We start from the raw sequence: 13,357 nt of genomic DNA, 5'->3' as shown, positions 1-13,357 counted from the left end.
AGCATGTTACGGCTTCATCGATAGGGGGAGCGTGTTCTGATGGCGTTGCACGTCAAATCCAGGCCTGTATGGATTCATGGCGTTGTGACTGGAGACGACACCGATTTGGTTGGCGTCTCGCTTGATACTCATTAAAAAGGATTTGATCATGGACGAATTTATTGGCCGATCATTTATCGCTCGGATGCGAAGTGTTACACCAGGGTTGCAAGGGCCCATCTGTTTTTCTATGCGCCATGAAGCGACCAAGAGCGGCTGGCTGCTACGCGGGGGTGAAGATATGCCCGCCGTGCCACTGCGTTTCGATTATTTGGATCATGCCGACGATCGTATCTATTAGGACATCTGCGCGGCGCCGGCCCGTCATGAGTATGCGGGGGCCAAGCTTGGGGTCAGTGCCAATGGTTATCTGGGGCTTTATCACCATGCCCGAGTCAGCGACCCTTGGAAAATCCAACTGATTGGCGAAGGGTCGCTTGAGCAAGGATTCCGCTTTTATCTGCGTGATAGCTACGGTCAGCGGGTAGCGGTTTCTTCGGAAGAGGAGCAGTTAGGTAATCTGGCGAACCCTCATCCGGCTAATCTCAAACGCTACGATTATCTCAACGTGAGTGACGGCCAAGTGATAGAGCTGCAAGCGCAGGTTCTGGAGGTTCTGTGATTGCCGGGATAGAGCCCCATCCTGATCAATTAAAAGCACCAAGCGTAAAAGGAACACAATAAAAAACCCGCCAGTGGTTACGCTGGCGGGTTTTCTTTTACTGCGGGTTACTGATTACGCCTGAACCACCGGAATGTTTGCGTTGGCAGCTGCCTCGCGGAACTCGGCGATCTGGTCGAAGCTCAGGTAGCGGTACACGTCCGCTGCCATGCTGTCGATGCTGGCGGCGTACTCCATGTATTCCTCGACCGTTGGCAGCTTGCCCAGGATCGAGGCAACGGCGGCCAGTTCGGCGGAAGCCAGGTAGACGTTGGCGCCATCGCCCAGACGGTTCGGGAAGTTACGGGTCGAGGTCGACACCACGGTGGAGTTCGGTTCTACCCGTGCCTGGTTACCCATGCACAGCGAGCAGCCCGGCATTTCCATGCGTGCGCCGGCTTTGCCGTAGATGCCGTAGTAGCCTTCTTCGGTGAGCTGGTGAGCGTCCATCTTGGTCGGTGGCGACAGCCACAGACGTGTTGGCAGCTGGCCTTTGACCTTTTCCAGCAACTTGCCCGCAGCGCGGAAGTGGCCGATGTTGGTCATGCACGAACCGATGAACACTTCGTCGATCTTCTGGCCTTGAACGCTGGACAGCAGGCGGGCGTCGTCCGGATCGTTCGGCGCGCAGAGCACCGGCTCCTTGATGTCGGCCAGATCGATCTCGATGATCTCGGCGTATTCGGCATCGGCGTCGGCGGCCAGCAGGTCCGGCTTGGCGATCCAGGCTTCCATCGCCTGCGCGCGACGTTCCATGGTCCGGGCGTCACCGTAGCCTTCGCTGATCATCCAGCGCAGCAGGGTGATGTTGGACTTCAGGTACTCGGCGATGGCTTTTTCTGGCAGCTTGATGGTGCAGCCAGCAGCGGAGCGTTCGGCCGAGGCGTCGGACAGCTCGAAAGCCTGTTCGACGGTCAGGTCGTCGAGGCCTTCGATTTCCAGGATGCGGCCGGAGAAGGCGTTGATCTTGCCTTTCTTCTCGACGGTCAGCAGGCCGTTCTGGATGCCGTAGTAAGGAATCGCGTGAACCAGGTCGCGCAGGGTGATGCCGGGGTTCAGCTTGCCTTTGAAGCGCACCAGTACCGACTCCGGCATGTCCAGCGGCATGACGCCAGTGGCTGCGGCGAAGGCGACCAGCCCGGAACCGGCCGGGAACGAGATGCCGATCGGGAAGCGGGTGTGCGAGTCGCCGCCGGTGCCGACGGTGTCGGGCAGCAGCATGCGGTTCAACCAGCTGTGGATGATGCCGTCGCCAGGACGCAGGGACACGCCACCACGGGTGCGGATGAAATCCGGCAGGGTGTGGTGGGTGGTGACGTCGATCGGCTTTGGATAGGCCGCAGTGTGGCAGAACGACTGCATCACCAGGTCGGCAGAGAAGCCCAGGCAGGCGAGGTCTTTGAGCTCGTCGCGGGTCATCGGTCCGGTGGTGTCCTGAGAGCCGACGGTGGTCATCTTCGGTTCGCAATAGGTGCCAGGGCGCACGCCCTTGTCGGCGGGCAGGCCGCACGCTTTGCCGACCATCTTCTGCGCCAGGGTGAAGCCCTTGCCGGTATCGACCGGGGCTTCAGGCAGCTTGAACAGATCGGTCGGGCCCAGGCCCAGCTCGGCGCGTGCCTTGTCGGTCAGGCCGCGACCGACGATCAGCGGGATACGGCCGCCGGCGCGGACTTCGTCCAGCAGAACCGGAGTTTTCAGTTCGAACGTGGTGATCACTTCGTCGCTGTCGTGCTTGCAGACCTTGCCCTGGTGCGGGTACAGGTCGATGACGTCGCCCATGTTGATGTTGCTGACGTCGAATTCGATCGGCAGAGCGCCGGCGTCTTCCATGGTGTTGTAGAAGATCGGAGCGATCTTGGAGCCGAAGCAGAATCCACCGGCGCGCTTGTTCGGCACGAACGGGATGTCGTCGCCGAAGAACCACAGTACGGAGTTGGTCGCCGATTTACGCGACGAACCGGTACCGACCACGTCGCCGACGTAGGCGACCGGGAAGCCGTCGCCGTACATCTGGGCGATCTGCTTCATCGGGCCGATGGAGCCTTGCACGTCCGGCACGATACCGTCACGGGCCATTTTCAGCATGGCCAGGGCGTGCAGCGGGATGTCGGGGCGCGACCAGGCATCCGGAGCAGGGGAGAGGTCGTCGGTGTTGGTCTCGCCGGTAACCTTGAAGACGCGCAGGCTGATCTTGTCGGCCAGGGTCGGACGCTTCTTGAACCACTCGCCATCAGCCCAGGATTGCAGCACACCTTGGGCGTGGGCATTGCCGTTCTTGGCTTTTTCAGCGACGTCGTGGAAGGCGTCGAACATCAGCAGCGTGTGCTTGAGCTGTTCGGCGGCGACGGAGGCCAGGTCGGCGTCGTCAAGCAGCTCGACCAGTGTGGCGATGTTGTAGCCGCCCTGCATGGTGCCCAGCAGTTCAGTGGCGCGCTTCTTGTCGATCAGGGGCGAGGTGACTTCACCTTTGGCCAGGGCGGACAGGAACCCGGCCTTGACGTAGGCCGCTTCGTCCACGCCCGGTGGCACGCGGTTGGTGATCAGGTCGACCAGTACGGATTCTTCGCCGGCAGGGGGATTTTTCAGCAGCTCGACCAGGCCTGCAGTTTGTTCGGCGTTAAGCGGCTGGGGCACGATACCCTGGGCGGCACGCTCTTCAATGTGTTTGCGGTAGGCTTCAAGCACAGTCATTACCCTCATCAGTGGTCCCGGATCGGGACGCTCATCCAGTAAATCCCCGCGCCCATGCGCTGCACGGCTTCTTGGGCCGTTTAGCCTGGGTGACGGACATTCCTTGCAGAAGCTGCTTTCAAAGTTTTACGCCTGCAGGACGGGAGGCTTGATGAGGGCTGGGGCAGATTAAAGGGGGTAAAACCTGCTTCCATTCCGTCCTGCTGGATCGACTGTGCTCGTGACGCTTTGAAAACAGCTTCCAACGGATATTTTTGTTGCCTTGGAAAGGCTGCATGATTCTACGGCAAAAAAACAAGAAAGGTAAGTTAAGCCCTGCGACTTCTGGGGTGACCCTCGTTAGACAAAGGGCTAACATGGGCGTCTGTTCCGCTTGTCAGTGCTCCGTGTCGCCATGTCCAATAACTCCATCAAAACCCCCTGCGTCGGCCTTTGCTCCACTGTTTACGGGGATCTGGTGTGCCGTGGCTGCAAGCGCTTCCATCATGAAGTGATCCACTGGAACGGTTACGACGAGGCGGCCAAGCGTGCCGTCTGGTTGCGCCTCGAACAACTGCTGGTGCAGGTGATGGAGGCCAAGCTGGAGGTGTTCGACGCGGGGCGCCTGCGCGAGCAATTGCTGCAGCGCAAGATCCGCTTCGTCGAGCAGCAGTCGGTGTATTGCTGGGCATATCAATTGATTGCGCGCGGTGCGCGAGTGATCGTCAATCTTGAAGCATATGGCATCGTGCTGCTGCCTGAGTTTCGCGACTGGGACCTGCCGCAATTGCGGGATGCCATTGATCGGGAATTCTTCATCCTGTCCGAAGCGCACTACGAGCGCTACATCGCGCCAGGGTTTCTTGAGGACGCCCTGGGCGCCAATCGAATCCTGTAGCGAGGGTGCTTGCCCCGACGGTCTCCCAAACCCGACAGTCTCCCAAAGATGTCACCGATACGATTTTTCAGCGCCAGCCGCGCAGCCCCCTCGCTACCTGTGCCGGTGCCCTCTATAATCCCGCGCTTTTGACAGGGGAACCGTGCCCATGCTGGCCGAAATTCATGATTTTCTCGGTTGCCGCACGCCCCACGCCTGGGTCGAGGCCGCGCTGGCGGACCTGACCACGCTGCTGCTGGATCACAAGAACTGCGAGTTCAAGGCAGCCTCCACGGCCTTGAGCATGATCGCCCGTTACCCCGTGCACGCCGACGTGATCAACATGATGTCGCGCCTGGCCCGCGAGGAGCTGGTGCACCACGAGCAGGTCATGCGCCTGATGAAGAAGCGCAAGATTGAACTCCAGCCCCTGAGCGCGGGGCGTTATGCCTCGGCCTTGCGCAAGCAGGTGCGCAGCCATGAACCGGTCAAGCTGGTGGATACGCTGGTGGTCGGTGCCTTTATCGAAGCCCGCAGCTGCGAGCGTTTCGAAGCGCTGGTGCCGCATCTGGATGAAGAGTTGGGGCGTTTCTACCATGGTTTGCTGAAAAGCGAAGCGCGGCATTATCAAGGCTACTTGAAGCTGGCCTACCAGCACGGGGACGCGGCCGACATCGCCAAGGTCATCGAGAGAGTGCGGGTCGCTGAGGCCGAGCTGATCGAAACCCCCGATCCGGAATTCCGCTTTCATAGCGGCGTGCCTGCCTGATCCTTTCCATTTGCCTGCGCTGGCCGCTTCGGAACAAGCTCCGCTCCAATAGGTGCAAGACTCAGGGGCTGCTCGCGCCTGTAGGAGCAAAGCTTGCTCGCGAAGAGGCCCTAAGCGACACCGCAAGACATCACCGCTGCAAATGCCCCCTTCGCCACCGAACACGACCCATCCCCACAAGGTAGCGGCATTTCGCCAATTACATAGCATGCTAATAAGTGATTTGACATTCGCTGCCTAAGCAGTAACATCTAGACACATTATCTGCCTAGGCAGGGTTTTGGGTCGATCTGCATGAAACACTTCACTCCCGAGAACTTCCGAAGCTGCACCATCGGCCTGTTGATGGGCCGCAGCAGCATGGTCAAGGACCGTATCCTCGATGCCCATCTTGAGCCGGATGGCGTCACCGCTGCGCAATTCAAGGTGCTGATCATCGTTCAGCAATTCGATGTCGATACCCCGGCAGAGCTGTGCCGATACCTGTCGCTGGACAGCGGCTCGATGACTCGGATGCTCGATCGTCTGGAACAAAAGGATTTGATCAAACGCCGCCGCAGCGAAGCCGATCGCCGACAGATCCGGCTCGAGTTGACGGATGCCGGTCAGCGCCTTGCCGACCGCCTGCCGCACATTGGTGCCGACGCAATGAATCAACTGGTAGGCGTGCTCGAGCCGGCAGAATTGGCCGATCTGGAGCGCATTCTGATGAAAGTACTGGTCGCTGCCGGGGATGCCCTGACGATAGCGCGCATAGGTCAAATGAAATGAGCGGAACAACACAGCGTCTGCGCTTGAGCCTGGTGCTGGTCGCCATGAGCCTGGCCGGGTGCGCCAATTTTCACGGTCTCGACACTCAGGGCAAAAGCCTCAAGGCGCAAGACCTCAAGGCCGGTCAATCGCTGGCAGGTATCACCCTGTCGCCCGCCGCCTGGCCCAAGCGCGACTGGTGGACCAGCCTCGGCGATCCGCAGCTCGACGGCCTGATCAAGGAAGCCCTGCGCGACAGCCCGGACATGCAGATCGCCAGCGCCCGCAGCCATCAGGCAATTGCCGCGGCCGCCGCCGCCGATGCCGATCGCAGCCCGACCCTCGATGCCGACGCCAGTGTCCAGCGCGCGCGCTTCAACCGCGAGCAGGATCCACTGGGGGTCGGTGAGGCTTATTCGACCTCGCGCAATATCGAGGCCACGTTCAACTACAACTTCGACCTCTGGGGCGGCGAGCGCGCGGCCTGGGAAGCGGCGCTGGGGCAGGCCCGCGCAGCCGAAGTCGATCGTCAGGCGGCAGCCTTGACCCTGGCCGCAGATGTCGCCCGGGCCTACAGCAATCTGGGCCAGGCGCACATCGTCGCCGACCTGGCCCAGGAGGATCTCAAACGCACCGGCCAGATGCTCAGCCTCGGTCAGCGTCGGCACACGGCCGGCGTCGACAGCGACTACCAGTTGCAGCAGACCGAAAGCCTGCAGGCCAGCTCCCAGGAGCAGGCCATCAACGCCGAGAAGCAGCTGGCCAGCGCCCGTATCGCCCTCGCCGTGCTGCTGGGCAAAGGCCCCGACCGCGCCAACGAGATCGCCCGGCCGAAGGTCTTGCAGCCAGGCGTGGTGCAACTGCCGTCGACCTTGCCGGCCGAGCTGTTGGGCCGCCGTCCTGATCTGGTGGCCGCGCGCTGGCGGGTCGAGGCGGCGAGCAAGGATGTGGTGGCGAGCAAGACGCGCTTCTATCCCAACCTCAACTTGAGCGCTGCGGCTGGCGTGCAGTCGATTCTCGGAGACGCGCTGCTCGGCGGTCCGAGCCGCTTCTGGAATATCGCGCCAGCGGTGTCGCTGCCGATTTTCGACGGTGGCCGACTGCGCGCCACTCTCGATGCCCGGGACGCCGACTACGACCTGGCCGTGGCGCAGTACAACAAGAATCTGGTCAAGGCGCTGGGTGACGTCAGCGACAGCATCGTCCAACTGCGTGCTCTGAATCGCCAGGTCGAGGCGTCGCAGCGTGCCGCAGAGATTGCCCAGCGCTCCTACGACAGCGTCAGCCAGCGCTACGGCGCGGGCATCGGCAGTTACGTCGATGTGCTGACCATCGAACAGCAATTGCTCCAGGCCCAACAACAACTGGCCAGCCTCAACGCCGAGCGGATCGACCTGTCGATCCAATTGATGCAGGCGCTGGGCGGTGGCTTCCAGGACGATCAACTCGCCCAGGCGCCTTCCGCTACCGCCACGCCGACTGAATAATTCAAGGTACTTGTCATGGCTACTGCCTCTTCCAATACTGCTCCCGACAATAACGCCCAGCCGCAGGAGAAAGCCGCACCGCAGAAAAAAGGCGGCGGCAAGCGCAAGCTGATGCTGTTTATCGTGCTGATCGTGGTCGTGCTCGGCGGCCTTGGCGTCTGGGCCTGGTACGAACTCTACGGGCGCTTCAACGAAAGCACCGATGACGCCTACGTCAACGGCAACGTGGTAGAAATTACCCCGCTGGTCACCGGCACCGTCACCAGCATCGGCGCCGACGACGGTGACCTGGTTCACGCCGGGCAAGTGCTGCTGCAGTTCGATCCGGCCGACGCCAAGATCGCCCTGCAAAACGCCCAGGCCAATCTGGCCAAGGCCGTGCGCCAGGTGCGCGGGCTGTACAGCAACGTCGACGGCATGAAAGCGCAGGTCAATGCGCGCCGTTCCGACGTGCAAAAGGCTCAGGACAACTTCAACCGCCGTCGCAGCCTGGCTGCGGGCGGGGCGATTTCCCAGGAAGAACTGTCCCATGCGCGGGACGACCTGAGCTCGGCCCAGAGCGCGTTGAACAATGCCTTGCAACAACTGGCCAGCACTTCGGCACTGGTGGATGCCACGGTGATTTCCGACCATCCGGACGTGCAGGTTGCGGCCGCGCAACTGCGTGACGCCTACCTGGCCAATGCGCGGACCACCCTGATCGCGCCGGTCACCGGTTACGTCGCCAAGCGCACCGTGCAGCTGGGCCAACGCATTCAGCCAGGCACCGCGACCATGGCCGTGATCCCGCTGAACCAGCTGTGGATCGATGCCAATTTCAAGGAAACCCAGCTGCGTAACATGCGCATCGGCCAGACCGTCGAGATCGAATCCGACATCTACGGCAGCGACATCAAGTACAGCGGCACCATCGACAGCCTCGGCGCCGGTACCGGCAGCGCGTTCGCCTTGTTGCCGGCACAGAACGCCACGGGTAACTGGATCAAGATCGTCCAGCGGGTGCCGGTACGTATTCACATCAATGCCGACGAGCTGGCCAGGCACCCATTGCGTATCGGTCTGTCGACGGTGGTCGATGTCGACCTGCACGACCAGAGTGGTCCGGTACTGGCGCAGCAACCGCCGCAAAAGGCGTCGTTCACCACCAATGTCTACGACCAGCAACTGGGTGAGGCCGACGCCATGATCGCCCGTCTGATCCGTGACAACAGCGCCGCTGGCAGCACCGCCCAGCGCTGATCCGCTGCTACCTGCGCCGCGACGAGCCCAGTCGCGGCGCCACGTCTTCGAAGGACAAGTGATGAGCAACAATGCGTCGTTCACGCCGCCCAGCCTGCTGCTCAGTACCATCGGGCTGTCGCTGGCGACATTCATGCAGGTGCTCGACACCACCATTGCCAACGTCGCCTTGCCGACGATTTCCGGCAACCTGGGGGTGAGTTCCGAGCAGGGCACCTGGGTCATTACCTCGTTTGCGGTGAGCAACGCCATCGCCTTGCCGCTGACCGGCTGGCTGAGCCGCCGCTTCGGTGAGGTCAAGCTGTTCCTGTGGGCGACGCTGTTGTTCGTGCTGGCGTCGTTTTTATGTGGTATCTCGACGTCGATGCCCGAACTGGTGGGCTTTCGTGTGATCCAGGGCCTGGTGGCCGGGCCGCTGTACCCAATGACCCAGACGCTGCTGATCGCGGTTTACCCTCCTGCCAAGCGGGGGATGGCGCTGGCGCTGCTGGCCATGGTCACGGTGGTGGCACCGATTGCCGGGCCCATCCTCGGCGGCTGGATCACCGACAGCTACAGCTGGCCGTGGATCTTTTTCATCAATATTCCGGTGGGCATCATCGCGGCCGGGATCGTGCGTCAACAACTGGCGGCGCGGCCGGTGACTATCAGCCGCCAGCCCATGGACTATATCGGCCTGATTACCTTGATCATCGGGGTCGGCGCGCTGCAGGTGGTGCTCGACAAGGGCAATGACATGGACTGGTTCGAGTCCAACTTCATTATCATCGGCGCGGTGATTTCGGCGATCGCGCTCACGGTGTTCATCATCTGGGAAATGACCGACGACCATCCGGTGGTGAATCTGCGGCTGTTCAAATATCGCAATTTCCGCGTGGGCACCATGACCCTGGTGATGGGTTACGCCGGGTTCTTCGGCATCAACCTGATCCTGCCGCAATGGTTGCAGACGCAATTGGGCTACACCGCAACCTGGGCGGGGTTGGCGGTGGCGCCGATCGGTATCCTGCCGGTACTGATGTCGCCGTTCGTGGGCAAGTACGCGCAAAAATTCGACCTGCGGATCCTCTCCGGGCTTGCCTTCACGGCCATCGGTGCCAGCTGCTTCATGCGCGCAGGCTTCACCAATCAGGTGGACTTCACCCACATTGCGCTGGTGCAGTTGTTCATGGGGATCGGCATTGCGTTGTTCTTCATGCCGACCCTGAGCATTCTGCTCTCGGACTTGCCGCCGGCGCAGATTGCCGATGGATCGGGCCTGGCGACCTTTTTGCGCACGCTGGGAGGCAGCTTCGCAGCGTCATTGACGACCTGGATCTGGATTCGCCGTGCCAATCAGCACCATGCCTATCTGACCGAGAGCATCACGGCCTACGATCCTGCGACGCAGCACACGATGCAGGTGATGGGTGGAGCGGGGCAGACGACTTATAGTCAACTGGACCAGATCGTCGAAAGCCAGGCGTACATGCTGTCGACGGTGGATTACTTCACGTTGATGGGCTGGATGTTCGCGGCGCTGGTGGTGTTCGTCTGGCTGGCCAAGCCGCCGTTCAGTGCCAAGGCCGGGCCGGCGGCATCCGGGCACTGAGGGGCCTCCTTCAGAGCCCGAACACCTCCAGGGCATGGGCCAGGCTGGCCGCTGACAGTTCGCCCAGATGGGTGCCCACCAGGCGGCCATCCGCGCTGTAGAACAGGGTGGTCGGCAAAGCGGCCGAACCCACCTGTTGCGCCAGCGCCGTCTGTGGATCGAACAGCACCTGGGAGCTATCGATACCGACAGTGCCGAGAAAGGTGCTGACATCCGCCACGCTCTCGCCCTGATTGACCAGCGCGAAGGCCACTTGCGGATAATCCCGCATGGCCTCGCGCAGCACTGGCATCTCGCGCCGGCAGGGCGGACACCAGGTGGCCCACAGGTTGACCACCATCGGCCGCCCGCGCGCGTCCGCCAACGGCACCACCAGGCCTGTCGAGTTTTGCAGATGCAGCGCGGGCAAGCGCCGATCTTTATCGAGCTGTTGTGTGGTGATGCTCACCAGCGTCCACAGCAGCAGGCCAGCACTCATGCCCCAGCCCAGCGGACGCCGGAGCGATGCACGCCGCCAGCCGATCAGCAGCGTGCCCAGCACTATCGTCACGACCCCGGGCCAGGCCAGGAAGCCGCCATCGCGCAGGTCGATCGCCTGCAGCGGATCGCTGTGGTACTGCGGCCAGTATTGGATGATGAAACCCGCACGCGCCATTAGCAGGGCGATTGCGAACAGCCAGAATATGACCGATTCCCCCGTCCGTTTGCCAGGTCGCCGACGCTCGATCCCCCATGCCACGGCCATGCCCAGGCCGACCGCCGCCAGCAGGCTGAGGTGTTGCAGCGACAGGGCGAAGGGCCCGAGGTTGAAGCTCAGCATGGGCGGGTATCCAGAGTAAGAGGTGATGTTGCGGGCCTCTTCGCGGGCAAGCTTTGCTCCTAAAGTTCATGTGTGGGCAAAGCTTGCTCGCGAAGAGGCCGGCACTGCGCATGGCAACGCACATAGGTATACGGTGGCCACACGTCAAAGCATGAGTCCATTCGGTTAACCGCGGATTAACGGTATTCCTGCAGCCGTCGATCAGGTAGCCAGTGGGGCTATAATCCTCGCTTAATCGGCTTCGACCATGCTCTCCACCGACCTGTGCCCTTCTAGCCTGCGAGAACCCCCATGCACGTACTGCTTTGTGAGGATGACGACCTGATCGCCAGCGGTATTGTCGCCGGGCTCGGCGCCCAGGGGCTGATCGTCGATCGCGTGGCCACCGCCGCTGCGGCGCAAAGTTTGCTGCAGACCGCGCATTTCGACGTGATGGTGCTCGACCTCGGCCTGCCCGACGAAGACGGCCTCAAGCTGTTGCAGCGCCTGCGTCATCAGGGGCAAGTGCTGCCGGTACTGGTATTGACTGCCCGCGATGCGGTCACCGATCGGGTCGCCGGGCTGCAAGCCGGCGCCGACGATTACCTGCTCAAGCCGTTCGACCTGCGCGAGCTTTGCGCTCGCCTGCACACCTTGCTGCGCCGCGCCGCCGGGCGCACGGTCAATGTCATCGAGCACGGGCCGCTGCGGTACGACCCCAGCAGCCGCGAGGCCTGGCTGGGCGAGGTGGCGGTGGACCTGTCGCGGCGCGAGCAAGCCTTGCTGCAGGCGCTGTTGCACAACCGCGGCCGAGTCCTTTCGGGTGATCAACTCAAGGACAGCGTCTACGGCTTCAGCGACGAGGTCGAAAGCAACGCCCTCAATGTGCATATCCACCACCTGCGGCGCAAATTGGGCAACGGCATCGTCGAGACGGTGCGCGGCCTCGGCTACCGTCTGGGGCCCGCGAAAATACCGACGCAGGAGGGCGCATGAGCCTGCGTCTGCGCCTGAGCCTGATTCTGGGCGGTGCCTTCATCCTGATCTGGGCACTGGCGGCCGCCTGGATGTTTCGCGATCTGCGCAATCAGATGATGTTTTCCCTCGATCAGCGCCTGGTGGCTTCGGCGCGCATGGTCGCCGGTCTGGTCGATCAGCTGCCCGCGCCGCTGTCGACCCAGGGCAGCGGCACGCATTTCAGTGCCGATCAGCTGAGCATTCCCGACGGCATGGCGTGCCAGGTCAGTTCTTTGCGCGGCGAGATTCTGGCCCGCAGCCACAGCAGTGCCGAGCAGATGCTGGATGATCAAAAGAGCGGCTTCCACGATCAAGTCATCGATGGAGCGCATTGGCGCAGTTTTACCCTCGCCCGTGACAACGTGCGCATCACCACCGCCGACCGCCAGCAGGAGCGTGAAGCACTGAACACCTCAATGCTGATGGCGGCGTCGGCACCTGTGCTGATGGCGCTGCTGGGCAGCCTCGGGGTGCTGTGGCTGGGGGTGCGCCAAGGCCTCGCGCCGCTGCACCGCATGCGTGATGCCCTGACCCGACGCAGCCCGGACTCCCTCGAACCCTTGCAGATAGACCGCCTGCCCAGCGAGCTGCAGCCGTTGCAGGCGACCCAGAATGCCTTGTTTTTGCGCATTGCCCGCACCCTGGAGCGTGAGCGGCGGCTGACCGGTGACGCCGCCCATGAGCTGCGCAGCCCGCTGACGGCGGTCAAGACCCATCTGCAAGTGGCGCGCATGACTGACGGCAGTGTGCGTGAGCAAGCGCTGGAAAACGCCGAGCTGGGCGCCGATCGCCTGCACCGTACGCTGGAGCAATTGCTGCTGCTGGCGCGGGTGGAGGGCAGCCTGTCGTTCGATGACGGCGTGCAGTGCACGGCTGAACAGGTCGCGCGACTGGCCATCGAGGATGCCAGCCATGGCGACCGCGAACGTATCGATCTGCAGATACCGCAGCGTCTGTCCGGCGCCTGCCTGGAGATGCCCTCGGCACTTGCTATCGCGGCCTTGCGCAATCTGCTCGACAACGCCCTGCGGCACAGCCCGGTCACCAGTCCGGTGGTGTTGCGCCTGCGCGCCGATGCCTGGCAGGCGCTGTTCGAGGTCGAGGATCAGGGGCCGGGCATCGCGCCCGCCGACCTGCAGCAACTCACCCAACGCTTCTGGCGCAGCGGGCCGCAAGCAGGCTGCGGCTTGGGTCTGGCCATCGTCCACGCGATTGTCCAGCGCTGCGCGGGTCAACTGGACTTCGATAATCGCAAGGGTGGCCTGCGCGTGCTGTTGCGGCTGCCACTGCGCACCAATGCGTCGATCAGCCCTGAGTATGATGGACCTTCGACCCTGGCTCAGGGCGCTGCGGCAAGAACGCGTTCGCACACACACGATTTGTAACGCTGCGAGGGTCGCTCGTTGCCCAGGTGGAGCGTATGTTGACGCTGGCCCTATCGGGGCCTTACCACTCTGG

General features: G+C 62.4%; 10 protein-coding genes and 1 pseudogene. 9 read left to right on the top strand and 2 right to left on the bottom strand.

Annotated features, from left to right (window positions below; all coding sequences use genetic code 11):
* Positions 1 to 148: 148 nt before the first annotated feature.
* On the top strand, positions 149 to 340 hold the full coding sequence (locus LIX93_RS24445) for a hypothetical protein (protein ID WP_226506643.1): 192 nt from the start codon (positions 149 to 151) through the stop codon (positions 338 to 340).
* 435 nt (positions 341 to 775) lie between these two features.
* Here LIX93_RS24445 and acnB read toward each other — a convergent pair whose 3' ends face one another.
* The gene (acnB, locus tag LIX93_RS24440) at positions 776 to 3,385 is read right to left on the bottom strand and encodes a bifunctional aconitate hydratase 2/2-methylisocitrate dehydratase (RefSeq protein ID WP_226506704.1); all 2,610 of its coding nucleotides are present in this window, start codon (positions 3,383 to 3,385) and stop codon (positions 776 to 778) included.
* Positions 3,386 to 3,785: 400 nt separating this feature from the next.
* Between acnB and LIX93_RS24435 the strand changes: the two genes are divergently transcribed.
* The 6 genes from LIX93_RS24435 (at position 3,786) to LIX93_RS24410 (ending at position 10,083) form a co-directional block, all read left to right on the top strand.
* Positions 3,786 to 4,268, top strand: coding sequence for a DUF1289 domain-containing protein (locus LIX93_RS24435; protein WP_226506642.1), 483 nt, complete (start codon positions 3,786 to 3,788; stop codon positions 4,266 to 4,268).
* Positions 4,269 to 4,416: 148 nt separating this feature from the next.
* The gene (miaE, locus tag LIX93_RS24430) at positions 4,417 to 5,016 is read left to right on the top strand and encodes a tRNA isopentenyl-2-thiomethyl-A-37 hydroxylase MiaE (RefSeq protein ID WP_226506641.1); all 600 of its coding nucleotides are present in this window, start codon (positions 4,417 to 4,419) and stop codon (positions 5,014 to 5,016) included.
* Positions 5,017 to 5,310: 294 nt separating this feature from the next.
* The gene (locus LIX93_RS24425; RefSeq protein ID WP_226506640.1) at positions 5,311 to 5,787 is read left to right on the top strand and encodes a MarR family transcriptional regulator; all 477 of its coding nucleotides are present in this window, start codon (positions 5,311 to 5,313) and stop codon (positions 5,785 to 5,787) included.
* Positions 5,784 to 7,253 (top strand): efflux transporter outer membrane subunit, encoded by a 1,470-nt coding sequence (locus tag LIX93_RS24420; protein WP_226506639.1) that lies wholly within the window; start codon positions 5,784 to 5,786, stop codon positions 7,251 to 7,253. The genes LIX93_RS24425 and LIX93_RS24420 overlap by 4 nt, the downstream gene beginning before the upstream one ends.
* Positions 7,254 to 7,268: 15 nt before the next feature.
* Positions 7,269 to 8,492, top strand: coding sequence for an efflux RND transporter periplasmic adaptor subunit (locus tag LIX93_RS24415; protein ID WP_226506638.1), 1,224 nt, complete (start codon positions 7,269 to 7,271; stop codon positions 8,490 to 8,492).
* Between the two features lie 61 nt (positions 8,493 to 8,553).
* Positions 8,554 to 10,083: a DHA2 family efflux MFS transporter permease subunit gene (locus LIX93_RS24410; RefSeq protein WP_226506637.1), complete on the top strand. Its 1,530-nt coding sequence runs from the start codon at positions 8,554 to 8,556 to the stop codon at positions 10,081 to 10,083.
* 10 nt (positions 10,084 to 10,093) lie between these two features.
* Here LIX93_RS24410 and LIX93_RS24405 read toward each other — a convergent pair whose 3' ends face one another.
* Complete coding sequence (locus LIX93_RS24405) at positions 10,094 to 10,903, bottom strand: TlpA family protein disulfide reductase (RefSeq protein WP_226506636.1); 810 nt, start codon at positions 10,901 to 10,903, stop codon at positions 10,094 to 10,096.
* A gap of 291 nt (positions 10,904 to 11,194) precedes the next feature.
* On the opposite strand from LIX93_RS24405, the gene LIX93_RS24400 reads away from it, so the two are divergent.
* Together LIX93_RS24400 and LIX93_RS24395 are read left to right on the top strand one after the other, a co-directional pair.
* Positions 11,195 to 11,878 (top strand): response regulator transcription factor, encoded by a 684-nt coding sequence (locus tag LIX93_RS24400; RefSeq protein ID WP_226506635.1) that lies wholly within the window; start codon positions 11,195 to 11,197, stop codon positions 11,876 to 11,878.
* Positions 11,875 to 13,191, top strand: a pseudogene (locus LIX93_RS24395) (ATP-binding protein); the annotation flags it as partial. The gene LIX93_RS24400 and the pseudogene LIX93_RS24395, both read left to right, overlap by 4 nt.
* Between the last annotated feature and the right edge of the window lie 166 nt (positions 13,192 to 13,357).

It is taken from the genome of Pseudomonas sp. MWU16-30317 (assembly GCF_020515695.1).
Taxonomy (GTDB): Bacteria; Pseudomonadota; Gammaproteobacteria; order Pseudomonadales; family Pseudomonadaceae; genus Aquipseudomonas.
Note: the sequence above shows the minus strand (reverse complement) of the source record. Positions and strands in the feature narration are given on the sequence as shown.

Bases quoted from the DNA above. Each gene is read 5' to 3' on its own strand.
- LIX93_RS24445 (WP_226506643.1), top strand. From the start codon at position 149: ATGGACGAATTTATTGGCCGATCATTTATCGCTCGGATGCGAAGTGTT.
- LIX93_RS24435 (WP_226506642.1), top strand. From the start codon at position 3,786: ATGTCCAATAACTCCATCAAAACCCCCTGCGTCGGCCTTTGCTCCACT.
- miaE (WP_226506641.1), top strand. From the start codon at position 4,417: ATGCTGGCCGAAATTCATGATTTTCTCGGTTGCCGCACGCCCCACGCC.
- LIX93_RS24425 (WP_226506640.1), top strand. From the start codon at position 5,311: ATGAAACACTTCACTCCCGAGAACTTCCGAAGCTGCACCATCGGCCTG.
- LIX93_RS24420 (WP_226506639.1), top strand. From the start codon at position 5,784: ATGAGCGGAACAACACAGCGTCTGCGCTTGAGCCTGGTGCTGGTCGCC.
- LIX93_RS24415 (WP_226506638.1), top strand. From the start codon at position 7,269: ATGGCTACTGCCTCTTCCAATACTGCTCCCGACAATAACGCCCAGCCG.
- LIX93_RS24410 (WP_226506637.1), top strand. From the start codon at position 8,554: ATGAGCAACAATGCGTCGTTCACGCCGCCCAGCCTGCTGCTCAGTACC.
- LIX93_RS24405 (WP_226506636.1), bottom strand. From the start codon at position 10,903: ATGCTGAGCTTCAACCTCGGGCCCTTCGCCCTGTCGCTGCAACACCTC.
- LIX93_RS24400 (WP_226506635.1), top strand. From the start codon at position 11,195: ATGCACGTACTGCTTTGTGAGGATGACGACCTGATCGCCAGCGGTATT.